This is a genomic window from Prodigiosinella aquatilis (assembly GCA_030388725.1).
Lineage (GTDB): Bacteria > Pseudomonadota > Gammaproteobacteria > Enterobacterales > Enterobacteriaceae > Prodigiosinella > Prodigiosinella aquatilis.
Genome location: CP128857.1, coordinates 4,302,180 through 4,320,621, shown reverse-complemented (window position 1 = coordinate 4,320,621; position 18,442 = coordinate 4,302,180). Strand labels below are relative to the sequence as shown.

16 protein-coding genes and 2 tRNA genes are annotated in these 18,442 nt (G+C 50.0%); 7 read left to right on the top strand and 11 right to left on the bottom strand.

The window, feature by feature from the left end:
* Position 1 precedes the first annotated feature (1 nt).
* From PCO85_20105 to PCO85_20090, 4 genes are all read left to right on the top strand, one after another.
* Positions 2-1,453, top strand: a complete 1,452-nt coding sequence (locus tag PCO85_20105; protein ID WJV53433.1) for a M20 family metallopeptidase — start codon at positions 2-4, stop codon at positions 1,451-1,453.
* A gap of 407 nt (positions 1,454-1,860) precedes the next feature.
* Positions 1,861-3,387 carry a p-aminobenzoyl-glutamate transporter gene (abgT, locus tag PCO85_20100; protein ID WJV53432.1) on the top strand — a complete coding sequence of 509 codons (1,527 nt, stop codon included), beginning with the start codon at positions 1,861-1,863 and terminating at the stop codon, positions 3,385-3,387.
* Between the two features lie 116 nt (positions 3,388-3,503).
* Complete coding sequence (locus tag PCO85_20095) at positions 3,504-3,977, top strand: MarR family transcriptional regulator (GenBank protein WJV53431.1); 474 nt, start codon at positions 3,504-3,506, stop codon at positions 3,975-3,977.
* A 104-nt stretch (positions 3,978-4,081) separates the two neighbouring features.
* Positions 4,082-4,507, top strand: a complete 426-nt coding sequence (locus PCO85_20090) for an organic hydroperoxide resistance protein (protein ID WJV53430.1) — start codon at positions 4,082-4,084, stop codon at positions 4,505-4,507.
* A 104-nt stretch (positions 4,508-4,611) separates the two neighbouring features.
* Here PCO85_20090 and PCO85_20085 read toward each other — a convergent pair whose 3' ends face one another.
* A complete protein-coding gene (locus PCO85_20085; GenBank protein WJV53429.1) occupies positions 4,612-5,205 on the bottom strand; it encodes a hypothetical protein in 594 nt (197 codons plus the stop codon).
* Positions 5,206-5,831: 626 nt separating this feature from the next.
* Positions 5,832-6,191, bottom strand: a complete 360-nt coding sequence (locus PCO85_20080; GenBank protein WJV53428.1) for a hypothetical protein — start codon at positions 6,189-6,191, stop codon at positions 5,832-5,834.
* Positions 6,192-6,493: 302 nt separating this feature from the next.
* On the opposite strand from PCO85_20080, the gene PCO85_20075 reads away from it, so the two are divergent.
* Positions 6,494-6,569, top strand: a tRNA-Gly gene (locus PCO85_20075).
* 347 nt (positions 6,570-6,916) lie between these two features.
* Here PCO85_20075 and PCO85_20070 read toward each other — a convergent pair.
* Genes PCO85_20070 through PCO85_20060 form a run of 3 tightly spaced genes read right to left on the bottom strand, consistent with a single transcriptional unit; the run spans position 6,917 to position 9,292 of the window.
* Entirely contained in the window at positions 6,917-7,318 is a 402-nt protein-coding gene (locus tag PCO85_20070; protein WJV53427.1) for a fucose-binding lectin II, read from the bottom strand.
* 10 nt (positions 7,319-7,328) lie between these two features.
* The gene (locus PCO85_20065; GenBank protein WJV53426.1) at positions 7,329-7,730 is read right to left on the bottom strand and encodes a hypothetical protein; all 402 of its coding nucleotides are present in this window, start codon (positions 7,728-7,730) and stop codon (positions 7,329-7,331) included.
* A complete protein-coding gene (locus tag PCO85_20060) occupies positions 7,727-9,292 on the bottom strand; it encodes a hypothetical protein (GenBank protein WJV53425.1) in 1,566 nt (521 codons plus the stop codon). The genes PCO85_20065 and PCO85_20060 overlap by 4 nt, the downstream gene beginning before the upstream one ends.
* Before the next feature lie 928 nt (positions 9,293-10,220).
* On the opposite strand from PCO85_20060, the gene PCO85_20055 reads away from it, so the two are divergent.
* Positions 10,221-11,147: a D-2-hydroxyacid dehydrogenase gene (locus tag PCO85_20055; GenBank protein WJV53424.1), complete on the top strand. Its 927-nt coding sequence runs from the start codon at positions 10,221-10,223 to the stop codon at positions 11,145-11,147.
* A 200-nt stretch (positions 11,148-11,347) separates the two neighbouring features.
* Positions 11,348-11,423: transfer RNA gene (locus tag PCO85_20050), tRNA-Gly, on the top strand.
* A gap of 188 nt (positions 11,424-11,611) precedes the next feature.
* On the opposite strand, the gene PCO85_20045 is transcribed toward PCO85_20050, so the two are convergent.
* The 6 genes from PCO85_20045 to PCO85_20020 form a co-directional block, all read right to left on the bottom strand.
* Positions 11,612-12,907 carry an HlyD family efflux transporter periplasmic adaptor subunit gene (locus tag PCO85_20045; GenBank protein ID WJV53423.1) on the bottom strand — a complete coding sequence of 432 codons (1,296 nt, stop codon included), beginning with the start codon at positions 12,905-12,907 and terminating at the stop codon, positions 11,612-11,614.
* A complete protein-coding gene (locus PCO85_20040; GenBank protein WJV53422.1) occupies positions 12,900-14,384 on the bottom strand; it encodes a TolC family protein in 1,485 nt (494 codons plus the stop codon). Before PCO85_20040 ends, PCO85_20045 begins: the two co-directional genes overlap by 8 nt.
* Positions 14,377-15,627 (bottom strand): ABC transporter permease, encoded by a 1,251-nt coding sequence (locus tag PCO85_20035; GenBank protein ID WJV53421.1) that lies wholly within the window; start codon positions 15,625-15,627, stop codon positions 14,377-14,379. Before PCO85_20035 ends, PCO85_20040 begins: the two co-directional genes overlap by 8 nt.
* Complete coding sequence (locus tag PCO85_20030; protein ID WJV53420.1) at positions 15,620-16,321, bottom strand: ABC transporter ATP-binding protein; 702 nt, start codon at positions 16,319-16,321, stop codon at positions 15,620-15,622. The genes PCO85_20035 and PCO85_20030 overlap by 8 nt, the downstream gene beginning before the upstream one ends.
* A gap of 68 nt (positions 16,322-16,389) precedes the next feature.
* The gene (locus PCO85_20025) at positions 16,390-17,145 is read right to left on the bottom strand and encodes a hypothetical protein (protein ID WJV53419.1); all 756 of its coding nucleotides are present in this window, start codon (positions 17,143-17,145) and stop codon (positions 16,390-16,392) included.
* 73 nt (positions 17,146-17,218) lie between these two features.
* Positions 17,219-17,689 carry a hypothetical protein gene (locus PCO85_20020; GenBank protein ID WJV53418.1) on the bottom strand — a complete coding sequence of 157 codons (471 nt, stop codon included), beginning with the start codon at positions 17,687-17,689 and terminating at the stop codon, positions 17,219-17,221.
* Positions 17,690-18,442: the final 753 nt, after the last annotated feature.

Here is an 18,442-nt window from a genome sequence, read left to right as displayed (position 1 = left end):
CATGAAACAAACACTGGTTGATTTTATCAATGACACGGTAGGTCTGCGACAATCACAGTTGGTCGCTATCGCCGATGATATTTGGGATCACCCTGAGGCCCGATTTGTGGAGAATTATTCAGCGGGGTTGTTGGCGGGGGTGCTCGAAGCTGAAGGTTTTCAGGTCGAACGCGGTATTGCAGGGATTGACACGGCATTTGTCGCCAGCGTTGGCAATGGAAAACCGGTAGTGGCCTTGCTGGGGGAGTTTGACGCACTGGCGGGGTTAAGCCAGCAGGCGGGTTGCACGTTCCAGTCGGCGGTGGAAGACGGCGCCAATGGTCATGGCTGCGGCCACAATCTGCTGGGAACCGCGGCGTTAGGCGGTGTGTTGGCGATAAAAGCCTGGCTGGAACAGCATCCGCAATCTGGCACGATACGCTTTTACGGCTGTCCCGGAGAGGAAGGCGGTTCAGGTAAGACCTTCATGGCCCGTGATGGTGTTTTTGATGATGTGGATGCGGCGCTGACCTGGCATCCCGAAACGTTCAGCGGCATGTTCTGCAATCAGACGCTGGCCAATATTCAGGTCTCATTCAGTTTCAAAGGTATTGCCGCCCATGCCGCCAGCGCGCCACATCTGGGACGTAGTGCACTGGATGCGGTAACGCTGATGAATACCGGTGCCAATTTTCTGCGCGAACACATTATTCCAGAAGCCCGTTTGCATTATGCGGTGACCAACTCGGGGGGCTCATCGCCCAATGTGGTGCAGGCCGATGCCGAGGTGCTGTATCTGATTCGCGCTCCACAGGTGGATGAAGCGCAAGCCATTTACGAACGGGTGGTGAAAATTGCTCAGGGCGCGGCGCTGATGACGGAAACCACATTGACGGTCCGTTTCGACAAAGCCTGTTCCAACTATGTGCCTAATCGCACGCTGGAGCAGACGATGTACGGTTTTGTGCAGGCGTTTGGTGTGCCGGAATATGACGCTCAGGAGCGTATTTTCGCACAGGAAATGTATCGCACGTTCAGTCGTGAAGATATCGCCAGCAATATGGCGAATATGGCACGTACCGGCGGAGAAGCAGGCACAGCATTCTGTCGATCACTGTCCGGAAAAGTGTTGACCGACTGCGTAGCGCCTTATACGCCCAGCCGTGAACTGCTTTCCGGTTCTACCGATGTGGGCGACGTTAGCTGGTTGGTGCCGACGGCGCAATGTTTCAGCCCCTGTTTTGTGGTGGGAACACCGCTGCATACCTGGCAGGCAGTGTCACAAGGGCGGACCTCTATTGCCCATAAAGGCATGTTTCTGGCCGCCAAAGTAATGTCCGCCACTGCGCTGACATTATTTACCGACAGTGGGTTATTACGGCAATGCCAGCAGGAATTGCAGCAACAGCGGCAGGATATTCCTTATCGTTGTCCTATCCCGGCAGAAATAACGCCGTCTGCGTTAAAAGACTGAAAATATTATTTATTGGTAAGGATTAAAGAATAAGAAATATATCCGCTATTTTTCATGTTGCAGGTACGTTGGCTGCCCCCGCTCACCCCAGCCATTTATGGGCGTGAGCGCCAGAGGATTTACCCGGTTGCCGCTTTCCCGCACGTCGAAATCTATCGGATATAAGCGAGTTCGCTCTCTAATGCTGTTCACTTAAGCCTGTTTTCAGAGGAGTACCACCACGGTTGGTTCCAGGAAGAACGTCGAACGTGGTGGTTTCTCGTGTAGCTCGGTTTATTAATTGACAAGCATTACGTTCGTTCTCGCGTTTATTTCTCTCAGGGAAAAGATAATAAAAATAGGTGCCGACACTAACAAGACACTTTATTCCATAAATATAACTTATAGCATGTAGAGGTAAATACTGAATGAGTATTGAAGCAGAAAATCATCAGTCTCAGCCAGTGGGATTTCTTCATTGGGTTGAGCGGGTGGGAAATAAAATTCCTAATCCGTTCCTGTTGTTTGTTTATTTAATCGTGATTTTAATGTTTGCCAGCGCCATTTTTTCCTGGCTGGGAATTACCGCTACCAATCCGGCCAATGGGGAAACCGTCCAGGTAAAAAATTTGCTTAGTGTGGAAGGACTGCAATGGATTTTACCGAACGTTATTAAAAACTTCAGTGGTTTTACCCCACTGGGTGCGATTCTGGCATTGGTATTAGGGGCGGGGCTGGCAGAGCGAGTCGGTCTGCTGCAAGCGCTGATGTATAAAATGGCATCACGAGTGAGTGCCCGCTATGCCAGCTATATGGTGTTGTTTATCGCTTTTTTCAGCCATATATCCTCTGATGCGGCGTTAGTGGTCATGCCACCGTTAGGTGCGTTGATTTTCCTGGCAGTGGGACGAAATCCGATTGCCGGATTACTGGCAGCCATTGCTGGCGTCGGTTCCGGCTTTACAGCCAATCTGCTGATTGTGACAACCGATGTCCTGCTCTCCGGGCTCAGTACCGAGGCGGCTAAAGCCATTAATCCAGCAGTCCATGTCAGTGTTATCGATAACTGGTTTTTTATGGCTGCTTCGGTTGTGGTGCTGACCGTGGTGGGGGCATTGATAACGGATAAGTTTGTCGAGCCCCGTTTGCCGCCGTATCAGGGAGAACGTAACGAAAGTCTGCACCAACTGACGCCAGAACAGCACCGGGGATTAAAAACCAGTGGTATTGCCGCACTGACGTTTCTGATTATTGTCGCCTTGTTGGTGGTGCCGCAATGGGGGCCGTTGCGTGATCCGGTGCACCATACGGTGATGCCATCCCCTTTTATCAAAGGTATTGTGCCGCTGATTATTCTGTTCTTCTTTGCGGTTTCCATTCCGTATGGTGTTGTTACCGGGCAGATCAAATCTCAGAATGACTTGCCGCAACTAATGATTGATCCAATGAAAGGCATGGCTGGATTTATTGTGATGGTGTTCCCGCTGTCACAGTTTGTCGCCTTCTTCAACTGGAGCAATATGGGCAAATTTATGGCGATTGGCCTGACGGATTTGCTGGAAGCATTGGGGATGACCGGAATACCGGCGTTTGTCGGCCTGATTTTCCTATCGGCACTATTGTGTATGTTTATCGCCAGCGGTTCGGCTATCTGGTCGATTCTGGCACCGATATTCGTGCCAATGTTTATGTTGCTAGGTTTCCACCCGGCATTTGCCCAGATTGTGTTCCGTGTCGCCGATTCTTCAGTCATTCCGTTAGCACCGGTATCACCGTTTGTGCCACTATTTTTGGGTTTCTTGCAACGTTACAACAAGGATGCCAAACTGGGGACCTACTATGCATTGATACTCCCCTTTCCGATTGTATTTTTCCTGGTCTGGCTGTTACTGTTGGTGGTGTGGTATCTGCTGGGACTACCGATTGGTCCGGGTATTTATCCGCATTTGCAATAAGTTGCGCTACCTTTTTCTGATGGCGGGGACCTCGTGCTCCCGCTATGGTATGTCGGAATAAAAAAAATCATATTAAATCGTTTGCTATTTAATTTTAAGCTATGTAAATTTGCGGCATGAACAGAAAAGACACCGATACCTTACAACACCCCATGAATGACAGTACTTACCAACTGGATGGTCAACTGTGTTTTGCGTTGTATTCAGCTAACTTGGCGATGAACAAAATCTATCGTCGTCTGTTGTCCGCGCTGAATTTAACCTATCCACAATATCTGGTGATGCTAGTGCTATGGGAGCGTGATGGTATAACGGTCTCTGAGCTGGGTGAACGTCTGTATTTGGATTCAGCCACACTGACGCCGCTACTTAAACGCCTGCAAAGCGCCGGGCTAGTGGTTCGTAATCGTGGTACTGAGGATGAGCGCCAGGTGCTGATTAACCTGACAGTGGCGGGCCGGGAATTACAACAAAAAGCCTACGCTGTGCCTGAAGGGGTATTTTGTGCCGCAGAGTGTGATATCGAGCAGTTACAGTCCATCAAAAAAGATTTGGAAGTGTTACGCACCAACCTGATCAAGCATATCTGACAGGAGGGCAAGAAGGTTTTTTTAGCTAGTTAAATAGCACACGATTTAATATTTCACTATTTAAAAAGCAGCGCGTTGTTTAACCTAAATATCTGGAGTCTATTATGTCTATTGAAAAAGTATTGTACGTTGCTCATGCCCAGGTGACTGGTGGTCGTGATGGTCGCGCAGTTTCTTCTGATAACCAGCTTGATATGAAGCTGACCACACCGCGTGAGCTGGGCGGAGCTGGCGGTGAAGGGACAAACCCTGAACAGCTGTTTGCAGCAGGTTATTCCGCTTGCTTCCTGGGGGCATTGAAGTTTGTGTTCGCTCGTGAAAAAATCGTGTTGCCAGCGGAAACGGCTATTAGTGGGAATGTCGGTATTGGTGCTATTCCCACCGGGTTCGGTATTGAAGTAGAACTGAAGATTTCACTGCCGGGGTTGGATCGGGCTGTAGCGGAAGATCTGGTGCAGAAGGCACATATTGTCTGCCCGTACTCCAACGCGACCCGTGGCAACATCGATGTGACTCTTAGTATCATTTAATGTGATGTGTACCAGTGCGGGTAAATGACATTATTACCCGCTATATGCTGGTAGCATTCGTCTGATCCCTGTCCGGTTATCGACTGGGTGATAAAAGGTATTTCTTACTCAACAAGGTCAACGTCGTTGGCGAGTTTGCCTTCCATGGTTGCAATCATCATTTCAAGTAGGCTGGGGAAATTAAACAGGCTTTCTCTGGAGAAGTCAGAGGAGTCCTGGTTAATTCTGGTTTGTAGCTCCGCTTCATAACCTACCGGATATTGCACCTGTTCAATGGTCGGAAGTGAATGGTAGTTATCAAGTAGGGCTTGCAAAAAATGGGTCTGTTTGCCGGTGTTGCTATATTCCTGACGAGCTTGAGTTACTATCGTTTCCCGCCATGCCTGCTCTTGGTCATAAGCTTCACTCCAGGCGGCACGACGTTCATTCATGGTAAAGGTGCCACTGTCATCGTAAGTGATTAAAGAAAGTTGGGTGTAAGAGAGTCCTTTAAACGGATTACTGTCTTTCCCGTTAATGAAATCAGTCGCCTGTTTAGCGCGGCTCAGTAAGTCCGGGTCTGTCGTATTGGGTGTTTCCGCATCATATTTTTTCTGATTGTAGTAGTACAACATACCGGTTATCTGATTGAGCGATTCATTGGCTTTTTGCTTCAATGCTTTGTGGCTCAGACCGGCATCTCTGGCATCCGCTCTCATTGATGCCTCATTTAACTGATGGGCTAATATGGGTGAGAGATGAAGTCCATTAATAGAGATACTCGTCCCAGAAGATATTGATGGTTCGGTAGTCGATATCGAAAGTGTCTGACCTACATTTTTTATTTCATTGATAGGGGCTGCGTCTATGATAGGTAGATTGATATTTTTTGTACTGAACATAATGGCCCTTATATACCCGTCATCTTTCAAGTTGCAAGTATGTTGTCTACCTTCAATTCCTTAGGCCGCTTACTAAAGTAAGCTCCTGGACGGCGCTCAATTGCCGCTTCTCTACAGCTCGAGATCTATTGGGTATAAATTTGGTTAACTTTTATTTTTCCAATATACAGATAACATTTATAGAAAATAATAAGACAGATGAATAAATAAACCGGGCGATTTAAATGGAATAGCCTCAGGGATGACAGTGGCTTATAACATATTTTATGTATGATTATTCTTGCTTTCAGGGTCTTTCATTAATTTCACCATAAAATTAATATAATTATCATGAGTCACGAATAGTAAATAAAAAATGCTCCCGGGACTCTATAACGGCGAAGTATACCAGTTATTTAATCCTTATTAACGAAATTATTGTGTTTGTTACAATTTTTTTTGAGCTAGAGCAAGTATAAGCAAAAGTGATTATGTTGCTTGGTAATACTAAGCATGAAAATTAATATGATGGGTATCCCATTAAATCGATTTTTATATTCAGCGGGATAGCGTGGCCAATAACATTGATGCCATGAAAATTGAACATGCCGGATGTTGAACATGCCGGATGAAGGTTCATCGAGTAAGCCGAAGATATTGAACAAGGTACTTTTATCTGCGTCCGGTGTTCCTGCCAGGGTGCAATGTTCGTCGTGATGAAGTGTTGGTGAAATATTAGTGAGTACGCATTGAAGATGTTCACCAAAGCCATGTTGGTTGATATTCGCCATGACGATGTGTGGGTACACGGGCAGAGCATCCATGTCACGTTCTCCTTGTCTTTTCTCCGGGAAACGACCTCTCCTGATATACCCATAAATATAACGACCACGACAGCCTATGTCTTTATGCGGTACGTGGAAATATGCCAGATAAAGCATTATTACTTTAATAAGTGCTCTTCTTTTGAACAATCGTAGGTTTTGCCGGGCGATGGTAAAAAATGGCTTGCCATATATATTAAATCAGTCCATAATTGCGCCCATTCCAAACGCCTTAAAGTGTTAAAGCCTTTTTAATCAAAGAGTTAAATGCTTGTAAGTCGTTTGAGAATACAGTTAGTCATGCGGGAATAGCTCAGTTGGTAGAGCACGACCTTGCCAAGGTCGGGGTCGCGAGTTCGAGTCTCGTTTCCCGCTCCAAATCTTCTTTTATATATGCCTAATAGTTTCTATAATTCGTTGATTCAACAGCGTTATGGATTTGTTGAGCATCATCCATCAATTCTGTTGAAAACCGTCATCGACCATCGAGCACGACTTTTAAGCCCGTCAATCCCCAACGTTTTTCGAACACTTGGTATCGGCACGTTAGTGTTGCCGGTGATGAAAACATCACCAACAACCTGGTCAAAACGGCAAGGCCCAAGAGCAAATCCAGCGGACTACCAACTTGATACTGTAGGGTCTGCGTTATCGCGGAATCTCTGGTCGGCCGGCGACACCTTTACCGACTACCGACAAGTGTGAAACCGTTCTAACGGGGAAACTTATCCTACATTTTGGAACCACTGTAGCTGGATGAATGAATCATTGTAGTCATAATCCGTGGCGTCCTCGCTGGCGAAGATATATTTGCCAAAGTAGACCGAGGAACCGCTGGTAATCACATCCTGCGACCACAAGATCTGAGAATAGGACTTTCCTCCGTTCGTCCCGATCCAAATCGAATAACTCCCCGATGTATCCGCCTGAAAAAAACCTGAACCAATTTGTGTTGGTATACCGCCGCTTGAACTCGCACCCTGAACCGTAAAGACGATGTTCGCGTTGCTGTCCTTTAATTGAATGAACTGGTTAGCTGAACTTTGTACCAACGCAGACCAGAACACTATTTTGTTGGCTGGGATACTGATGGCAATACCATTGCCACTTACAGGCCCTATCGTCATTATCTGTTCCTCAACCGATGCTGTTAAACCACGTTAACGTTAGACAAGAGTCATTAAAATCCTGATCTGCGCCGTCTTCGGTAATGAAGTTAAAGCAACTAGAAAATATTTGGCTACCTATAATTAGCGTCATTTCATCCCACATAACTTGTGACCAGGATTGCCCGTTGTTATAGCCGAGGAAAATGGTATAAACGCCAGTCCCCGCTGTAACAAATGAACCTTGACCGATCTGTGTGGGTGAATGCCCTCCGGTAGAAGCGCCGCTCGACTGTATCACCACCGTGTTTGTGGAATCCCGCACCTGGATAAATTGCGAATAAGAGGCCTGAACATCCGCTGTCCAGAATACGGTTTTCCCTACTGGTAAGGTGATGGGTATTCCATTTCCTGAAACGGGTCCGACACTCATAATCCTCTCCTGCTCTGAGCTGGTTTTTGGGGTGATGATAGCCTTGAATGTGATGGTGCCAACAAGGTGGTATTGGTGCCGCTGTCACAGACGAACATAGGTTGTTGTTGTTTTAAAGCAGTGCAGATTTGAGTGGCCATTTCAGTTTGTACCTGCTCTGTAAAGTTGTTGGGAAATGCCTGTGCAGTTGCAAATATGGGTTGAAGCTGCTGGTAATAAGCATTATCGGCAATCAGAGGTTGTTGCCAGAATTGTTGATTGGCAACCAATAGTGTGCGCCACGGGCTACCAGCCGGCAGATCTTTGGATTGTACAATGTAATTCTTCATCGCTACGCTGGTCATCAGTGTGGTAAATGCCTGAGCATCGGCAGCGCAATTGCTGCCTGGTGAGCAAGTTGCTGCACTGGAAACGAAACTGTCTTGAAACAGGAGCGGCTGAGGCTTTTCTCCCCAAGGCGTGGGGGTAACATAAAGCGGATCATGCGTTGACTGATAGAGCCGTATAAAGAAGGACTGTTCTGAAAATCCCATATCGGTACTGGCTTGCCCGGTAGCGAAAACCTGCTCGGTAGTCCCATTTGGGGCATGGTGATAAGTATTATTCGTGCATTTGTTGATACCGTTATGTTCACAGGTATCAGACAGGGTGACTAATTGCTTTACAACGGCCTCATCTGGGGGCATTTGCATCGATTGCTGTAGCGCCTCGAGGCCATAGGTTTGCACATAGGCGTTAATGTAGTCTGAGGGAATACTCCAACTGCCATTATAGCTGCCCACAAGTTCTGGAATGTCCGGTGAACGAGTGCCCAGATAAGTTATCAACTGTGTCAGGCTTTTCTGTGTTGTGATCTCTTGATTGTAATCGTAGATGAAATCCATGCATAACCAGCTTGGTATCCCCCACAACTGATCTTTATAGGTTGAACCGGCGAGAGCAACTGGCCATGGTGCATCACCGGTAATCTGTACGGGGTTAATCAGATGGTTGTCAGCCAGAAACCCAAGGTACAAAACATCAAGTTCTATAACATCAAAACCCTCGTGACCCAGCAATGTAGGCAGTGCGTCAAAGCTATAGATGTCCACCGCCTGGTTGAGTACGGCATTGAGTAAGACTTGTGGATGCTGTGCCTGGTACGTTTGTACAATATAGGCGACCAGATTTTCAAAATCATCGGTCGGCAAGGTTGGCAAGTAGGGGTAAAGCGATACATTGAGAACCCGTGTTTGCTGTCCGTTAAGCACCAGTGTCTGATTAGGACCCGATGGCGTCACAGTCATTGAGCGTGTTTGCAGGTTATTGCAGTTTGCCCAGTTGATAATAGGGGAATTGGGTCGGCTGGTATTCTGACCTACGTAAAAGGACTGGCCTGGTTGTACTTTAATATACCAATCGAAGCTGCTACCTGATGAGATAGTCCAGCCGTCAACAGTGCAAGTAATAGGGTTTGAGGACATATTTTTTAGTATTAACTGTCCGGCAAAAGCGACTGCATTACCGAGTGCTAGTATGCCAATGACGACTGTGTGCACCACTATCCGAGATAGAAAACTCATAGAAATCTCCTCTATGACTGAGGGAAAAAAACGCTATCCAGGCTATCTACCCGAATAAGGATTTTGCATGCTATCATCGAGCTTTATACCTGCCGCCTCTCAAGTCGCAGTCGCGTTAGCATCGTTCACTCACCTGAATCATTTACTGATGTAGGTTCATCGGAATCCATTTTCTCGCTGCCTTCCTGCGTCCTGAAATCTATCGGTGGCAATTAATTACCGCCTTTTTCTTGTTACACATTGTGGATACATTATTGAAGTATGGCGGGTATATACCCGTCATACTTCAAGTTGCAGGTGTGTTGGCTGCGTTCGTTCACCTGAATCACTTACCTGAGTAAGCTCATCGGGATTCGCTCACTTGCCGCCTTCCTGCAACTCGAATTATTTTGGGTATAGACAGGTAACCCTGACTTCAGCAACTTATCTACTGAGAATGTCTTATGGGTTTAATTAATCCGAGGTGGTTTTTGTGGGGCTGAATCAATTACACAGTTAGTTGTTATGATTTTATTTTTGGGTGTCATTCATATTCTACGTTCGAATGAATTCACTGTTTTATTCAAGATAGCATTATCCGTGCATTCTGCAATCGCTGATGTCTCAGATGATATCAGAATGCTGGCATTCCAGTTTTTAGCTGATGATAAATTAGGCTTTATTTTTTACTAAATGAAAAGTTAATTTCTATTTGTTTTTAAATTATTTTATTTTGAATAATTTCATGTTAATGATAATTAGTGTCTGATGTTATCGGGTGACTATCTTAATTTATTAAAAATAATAGAACTGTATATTTTTACTCATATTTGAATACCACCTCTGTGGCGGTGGTCAGCAAGTTGCTCTTCTTGTGTCGGATCTTATTTTACCTGTCCGCTATTTCCATTATTATCATCGTTTCGTTTTTGACTGATTGGTAGCTGATATGACTGCAATTCTCCTGCTTGATTCCCGTGCTGATGAAATTTGTTCTGTACTGCATGCTGTTGATCCTCATCTGGCACTGGTGGAAAGTACTGGCGATCCGCAGCAAGCCGCGCAATGCCCTATCTGGGTGGGAGAACCGGACAAAGCTGCTCATATGCTGGGGCTGGGAGTGAAGCCTCAGTGGTTGCAATCGACCTGGGCAGGATACAAACCGTTGTTGGAGGCCAGATTACCGCAGGATTATCGTCTGAGTCGTGCAGTAGGGGTGTTTGGTCAGCCGATCGCCGAATACATCATCGCCTATCTGTTGCAGCATGAGTTGCGAATGAGTATGCGTCAACAAAGTCAGCAACGATGTGAGTGGGATAAGTCACTACCGGGTTCATTGTATGGTCGTCAGGTATTGATTGTGGGCGCTGGCGATATTGGCCGGGAAGTCGCGGCCTTTTTACAGCCATTCGGTGTCACTTTACACGGTATTGTTAACGTGCCACGTCCTTTGCCGGGATTTGAACGGGTGGCTGGCATAACGGAATTGCCTCAGGCGGTACAGCACGCTGATTATGTTATCAATATTCTGCCTGATACCCCGGCAACAACAGGTATCTACAATGCGGCGCTGTTTGCTGCGATGAAACATTCTTCACTGTTTATCAACGTAGGGCGGGGTAGCGCTGTGGTGGATGACGATTTGCTGGCGGCACTGGCACATCAGCACATTGCGGGAGCGGTGCTGGATGTGTTCAGGCAAGAACCTCTGCCACAAGGTCATCCATTCTGGCGGGTGCCTAATCTTACAGTAACCGCACATATCGCCGGGCCATTGGTCCCGCAACGGTTAGGGCATCTGTTTTTGGAGAATTTACCCCGATTTATGCATGGGTTACCGTTGGTGGGAGAAGTCGATTTTTCTAGCGTTTATTAAGAAGAACCCGAGGATTCATCCGTTGTCCGTTGATTAAAAGTGCTTGCCAACATTATGTGATTGGTTCATAATTTCGCCCTCTTGAGATTTCATAGAAAATAACCAAATATTTCAGTATGTTATTTCTTGTCTTCTTTTGAGGGTCATCCGAGCCAATGTGTGATTTTGTCACAGGATGGAAGGTGATCAGGCATATCCGTGCGGGAATAGCTCAGTTGGTAGAGCACGACCTTGCCAAGGTCGGGGTCGCGAGTTCGAGTCTCGTTTCCCGCTCCAATTCTTCATCTATAGACATTCCTCAAGGTCTATAGTTTCTTGATTCAAAAGGGTTCTATCCCTGGAGAATGTCTGGCAAAAACTGCCATGCCACTGTTAACCATGCCCGAACGGTATATGCAATCCGGGTAGAGGATGTTTTAGCCTTTCCTTCGCTGTTTTTTCTGCATTTTTCGTTCGCAAGTTGATCAGTTGGCCGGTACCTGAATATAGCCGGCTTGCAGCCCTTGCACCTCAATGCCTTGGGCGATAGCCTGGCCCGGCGTGACCCGTATTTTTGACGGCGCTGCGTCAAGCGTAGCGCGATACCGTACATAGGTAGAGCCGTCATCGTCCGTGCCCAGTGCCTGGGGTGGCACCACAATACCCTGCTCGTTGCGGTAGGTGGTGATGGCCAGTCGGGCACTCATGCCCAGCCTGACCTGCTGCGCGGCCTCGGCATGAGGTCTATCGACTGAAATCACTACGTCGTAATGGGCGGCTGCACCAGGCGCGTCTGCTGCGTTGCCTTGTACCGCGATGGTGGCAATCCGGCCGGTCAGTGTTTGTCCGGTAAAACCATCCCCAGTGATTTGTACCGGCATACCTTCGCGCAGTTGGTGCAGATCAGCTTCTTCCACTCGGGTGAGTACCTGAATGCGTTCCAGCCCTATTACGATCAGAAGAGGCGCTCCTTGCATGACCTGTACCCCTGCTTGAGCGATGATGGCTTTGCCGCCCTCAGGCATCGACGGACGTAAAACCACGCCTGAAAACGGCGCTTTGAGAACCTGACGTTCGCTTTGTGCTGTTACGGCCTGATGACGCGCTTGCGCGTTGACTAGTTCCATTTCAGCAATCTTGCGCTCTTCACCCTGGCCGCGTGCTTTGACGGCGAGCAGTTCATCCTGCGCGGAGAGTAAGTCTTGCTGCTGCGTGCGCACTTGTTGCACAAGCGTATCGACTTCCATGCGGGCGACGATACCGCGCTCAAACAGAGCCCGTGTATCGCGCAGGTTTGTTTGCGTAACTTCCAGGGTTGAGCGGGCTGTCTGCACGGCGCGTCGGGCACGGGAAACCTCGGGGCTACTGTCCCAGTTACGTAGTTGATGGACTTCACGCTGAGCTTTGAGCAGTTCTGCCTGCGCCTGGCGTAGCTGGATTTCGATTTGCCCTGGGTCAAGTCGCAGCAGCGTCTGACCCGCTTTAACAGTCTGTCCTTCCTGTACCAACACTTCACGGATAATGCCCTCGAACGGCGCTGACAGGGTTTCTTGCCGGGTAGCCTGAATGCGGCCCATCAGGCCTAACTGCTGTTCGATCAACTGGGGTTGCACCTGCAACCACTGTACTTGCGTGTCCTGCGCCGGGCTGGCGTCGTCGGGTTCCCAGGGTTTCCAGAAAACGGCGGCAGTCACTACCATCAGAAACGCCAATAGCACCGATAAGATCGGGCGGCGACGGATAAGCGTGATCAGTTGGTTCGTCAGGCGGTATCTAGTCATTAAGCGCTATATCCCAGCTTTTCAATGTGGTGCCCAGCGTCTGATCCAGTTCGGCTTGTGCGTTCAGGTAGCTGATCAATGCGTTGAGGCGCGCATTCTCGGCATTACGCAAATCGTTCTCGAAACTCAGCACCTGGAAGTTGCTGGATCGACCCACTGTAAGTTTTTCCCGTTCAATTTCCAGCTTGCGGCGGGTGAGGTTGCGCGCGCGCTGGGCGATTTCGTACTGCCGCCAGCGGGTGCCAATATCGCGTACTGCATTCGTGACATCGCGCTCCAGTTGCTGGTGGGCTTCCGCCAACTTAATCTCCTGGTTGCGCACATTGACCCGGGCCTGTACTTCTGCCTGGCGTGTGCTGAGGTCGCCAATGGGAATTTCGACCTGTATCCCGACATAGTTTTCCCAGGTGCGTGCGGAGCCGCTCAGAGTATTGCGGTCACGTATCTGGCTGGCACCGCCCACAATCGAAACATCCCAGAGACGGTCGTTACGCGCCACCGCGAGATTGATGGCCTCCTGCTCGCTATAGATAACCTGAGAGAGCCAGGCTGGCTGTGATGCTTCGGCTTGGTGTAGTGCCTGGGCTGCATCGACATCCACACGTCGGGCCTGTAGCGCCTCGGTTGCAACAATAGGTGTGTTCAGATTCAAGGCTAGTAGCTGCAACAGGGCAAGCCGTGCCGTGTCCACCTGATTGCGGGCCTCTTCGTAGGCCAGCTCTTGCGAGGCGACTTCGGCTTCTGTCTGCACAATCTCGAACTCGGCCATGCGCCCGGTTGCGATCATGGCTCGGTTGACCTCGATCAGTTGACGGGCGCGCTCCAGCGAGTCCCGAGAGATCTTCAATTGCTCCTGTACCTGCAATAGCGTGCGATAGGACTCGATCACCTGTGTGATGGTCTGCGAGACAGTGGATTTCAGGTTGAGTCGGTTGGTCTGCTCGGTTAGCCGCGCAAGGCGCACCGGCGCTGTCGCAATTTCCTTGCCCGCACCGCGTAGCAACGGCTGGATCAGCGATATATTGGCACCGTCATTGAGTGATAGTCCGGCCTGATCGGCCTGTGTATGACGATACGTCCATCCCAGGCTCACGCGGGTGCCATACGGCGTCAGCAAGGTGGTTGCAGGTGTTACGGAGCTCTGTCGATAACGGTCATCCTGATTCCGATTGGAAAGGTAGCTGCCACTGAGCATCAGCTTCGGCGTGAAGCGGTCTTCGGCCACGCGCAGATCGAACTTCTGGGCTATGCGATCCAGATAGGCGCTGCGGATAGAACGGTTGTCGCGCAGCCCTAGATAGATCGCATCGCTCAGTGTCAGCCCGATGGTCTGGGCATTGAGTGAAATACTGACAGCAGAGGGTGGCGGCTGGCCCTGGCGGGTTGCCTGGGCCGGGCGCAATGGCTCATCAGTTCCCGCTTGGACAGCAATAGGGGCCATCAGCGTGAGTGCGATGAGGATAGGCACATTACACATCGCGCAACGCCTGTTCAGGAGTCAGCCGTGCCGCCGCCATGGCTGGCGACAAGCCAAAAAACAGGCCGGTTGCAATGGCGCTGCCGATACCGAGCGGCAACGCTGCCGACGATAGTGAAAAGGGCGACCAGCCAGAGTAGTAAACGAAAGCCCAAGCCATGGCCAGGCCGACTACTGCGCCGGCCAGCGCGCCCGTAGCGGCCAGCATGATCGCTTCCAGCAGAAAGAGCCTGGCAATGTCTTGGGGCCGGGCGCCGAGCGCCATTCGCACACCGATCTCGCGGCGTCGCTCAGCGACATTCATCACCATGACGTTCATGACGCCGATGCCACCGACCAGTAGGGCGATACCACCCAATCCAGCCAGCAGCCAGGAGAACAGGCGTGATTGCTGGGCCATACCCTCAAGCAGCAGCCGGGGAATTTGCACGTTGACCTCATACCCAGGCATTTTATCTCCCAGCCACTGCTGCAAACGGGGAGAAGTCCATGCCAGCGTAGTGCCGTTAGGGTTGCGGGCCAGTACGCTGGTTATCTGTGGGCTAGGGATGATACGCCGCATACCCTCCAGAGGCAGCAGAATAGCGTCATCCAAGGAGACGGGAAGCAGAGGGTTCTGGCCTTTGGGCTGTAGGATGCCGATGATCTGAAACAGGTAGCCACCAATTTGTACATGGTCGCCGGGCAGGGCATGGATACCTGCGTTTTTCCATTCGGCCGCTATATTTGCACCTAACACCGCATGGGTGCTGTGTGCATCGAACCTGCTCAAGAAGCGCCCTTGTGCCAGTCGGAGATCCAGCACTTTAGGGAGGTCTGCATTACTACCCAGCGTGGTTGTACTCAGCAAGTGGCCTTTAAGTCGGGCATCCGTACTCGTAAGGATCAGGGGGGCTGCCGCTGCAATGTCGGGGACGGCTTTACGAAGCGCGGCGGTATCCAGTGTGGCAATGTTGGGGAGCGCCTCGCTGCGGCCGCCGGTGGGAATTTGCACGTTCGCCACGAGCAGGTCACTGCCCATCCCTTTGAAAACGCTCATGGTTTCTCGTTCGGCGTTGTGCCCGATGTTCAGTAGAGCTACCACAGCCATGCAGCCCACTGCGATCCCCAAGAGGGCCAAGACGGCTCGGCGGCCAAGTTGGCGCAGATTCTCTACCGGTTCGCGCAACTGTTGTAGCCATGAGGGACCGTAGCCATGCGATAAGTCTGAAGCGCTTGCGGTATGACCGGGTTGTCTAGGCATGTCCAGCTTCCTCTACCCGGCCATCGTGGACTTGAATACAGCGCGCCATGCGATCAGCAATCCCGGTGTCGTGAGTCACCACTACCAATGTCGTGCCACATTCGCGGTTCAGGGACAGCAGCAGTTCGATGATGTCCTGCGCGGTCTGGCTATCGAGATTGCCAGTAGGCTCATCGGCCAGCAGTAGCGACGGTTCGCCGACAAGGGCGCGGGCTATTGCAACGCGCTGGCGTTGCCCGCCTGACATATCGGCTGGGCGATGGTGACGGTGATTGGTCAGGCCAACTCGCTCCAGTTGCATCAGAGCGGCTTGTCGGGCTTGTGGCTGGGGTATGCCGCGATACAGCAGAGGTAGTGCTACGTTGTCCAGCGCATTGAGCCGTGGTAGCAGGTTGAAACTCTGGAATACGAAGCCAATAATCCGGTTACGCGCTATAGCGCGTGATTCAGCATCGGCGCTGGTCATGTCTTCACCTGCGAGCAGCACACGGCCCAAAGTGGGTTCGTCCAGTAACCCGATGAGGTTGAGCAGCGTGCTTTTGCCAGATCCAGATGCTCCGACAATGGCGCAGCTTTGGCCCGTAGGGACGGAAAACGACACATTATGCAGAACGGTCTGATTGGACGCGCCCGTAGCGTAAGCGTGCGTAATATTTTCCAGGCGAATCAAATCGGTATCGTGAACCCTCTGCATCCTTTCTCCAGAATATTTGTCGTCCTCTTGACAGTGTTGTTGCCGCCGACTGCTTTTAACTACGCGCCTTATGCTTGCTTGTTACCGCCCACTCGTTGGGCCAGTAGCTCCAGCAAAGATTCCAGTTCGTTTTTGTGCTGGGATGATTCAGCGCTATTTGCCGGTTGTATCCTGGTCTGCAATTGAGTGTCGTAACCCTTTGGCAGTTGGGCTTCCTCGATGGCTGGGAGCGACTGATAGTAGTCCAATATTTCTTGATAGGTTTTCGAGGAAACCTCGGCACTTCGGTTGTATTCGTCCATTATTTTTTGAGAAATGGCTCGGCTCCATGCCTCGTGTTGATCGTAGGCTTCCAGCCATGCGGTCCGGCGTTCATTGATGGTAAATGCGCCACTGTCATCGTAAGTAATCAATGCTAGTTGATCGCGTGACATCCCTTTGAAGGGGTTTACTCCCTTGCCATTGGTAAAATCGGTTGCTTGCCGGGCTTGGGCAAGACGTTGTGGGTCGTCAGAGGCTGGCACTTCCGCATCATAAACAGCCTTGTTGTTCCGATAGCTGTCTCCCAGCAGCTTATTGACGGTAGACTGTGCAATAGCGGCCAACCCGTCGCGGCTGGTGTTGGCATCGCGCGCGGTCGCACGGTTCGCAGCATTACTAAGCAGGTGGGAAAGCGACGAAACCTGCGTTTTGGCGCTGGCCTGTGCGTCGATTGTACCGTTAGTTTTCTCAGATGTTGTAGCGCTGGTCTTGTTGATAGTGCCTTGTGCACTAACCTGTGTTTGTTGCACCGTAGAGGTGCCAAACTGATTGATACCGTTCATACTGGGATTCCGCAATTTCCATATCTACAGAAGAAGTGCGGCCACGCTGTTGGCTTGGGCCGCACTTTGCCAATTACTTCATCGTGAATTCAACGGTCCATGAATAGTTCGACAGATTCTGCGACCTAATGGTGGCGTTGCAGACTGCGCCACCACTGGCAGTTGCGGTTTTGTTCCATTTCGGAACTTTGGTAGGACCGCCAGGAAGCAGACCGCCACCAATGATCTGGTTCACGAAGGTCGTGCCGAAGACGCAGGTCTTTCTGCCCATGGTGTAGCGCACAATTGCTACGTTGGCATCAGGGCTGATCGGGTTCTGTACTGTGTAAGTATTGGTTCCTTGAGGCGCAACAGTCTTTGCAGGTTTGGGACTGGCATTGACGTTGGTACTGACCTCATTATTGGTCACAATCTTATAGGTCGCCTCTTGGGTACCCAGGTTCTTGAATGTGATCTGTACTGGTGGGCCAGCAAATGCCGCGCCAGCAGTGCACATCGTAGCAGCGGCAAGAGTAGCCGACAGTATGGTTTGTTTGATCTTCATACATGATTTCCTTCAATGGTATTGAACAATGTAACCGTGCAGGGCTTGTCTTTGCCCGTCCGGTATTGCAGCACTTCGCTGTGCGATCTCATGCGGCAATTCTGCCTTGTCCAACCTACATTGAAGCAAATCCATGTGGGTGATTCTGTTCAATGCAAGTTGGCAAAATTTGCGTATAAATTCATCTATGGGATAACGGATCGAAACAAGAAAACTTTAGTGGCGTTTGATATATATTTTGTGCAGTCCTGGTTCTTGCTGAATAAGCGGTGCAGAAGGAAGTCCCGCGTGGCAAGCGTCATCGTTCATGGCCGTGCTAGCGAAGGTTCATACGCCGCACAAGGCTGACAGTCGCATCGTTTAGCGCCGTCCCTCTGCGACTTTGCCTGGTTCACGTTTCAGAATGTTGTCGTTGCCCAAACCCAAAGAGGTGCGCTGGTTGCGGTCATGGTCGCGCCATGCTGATGCAGAGTGCATAACGTTCGTGACGTGACAGAACTAACCTGTCCAGGAGCAATAGACCGAGGAAGGAGCGCGTTTCGGAGGATTGAGTCCTATTGATCAAAAAAACACTTGAAGGGATGTCGTGGAAAATCGCTTGCTAAGCTCTTCCAGGTAAGACAGAATACGGTCCCTCAAACAGAAGGGTGTACCAAAAACTTTTGTTGAATCAAGGAAGCAGGTGGGAATCCGTTGTCTCGTTTCCTGTTCCGGATTTTCAACATTTTATCCATTTCTTTCAGGAATTTCCTC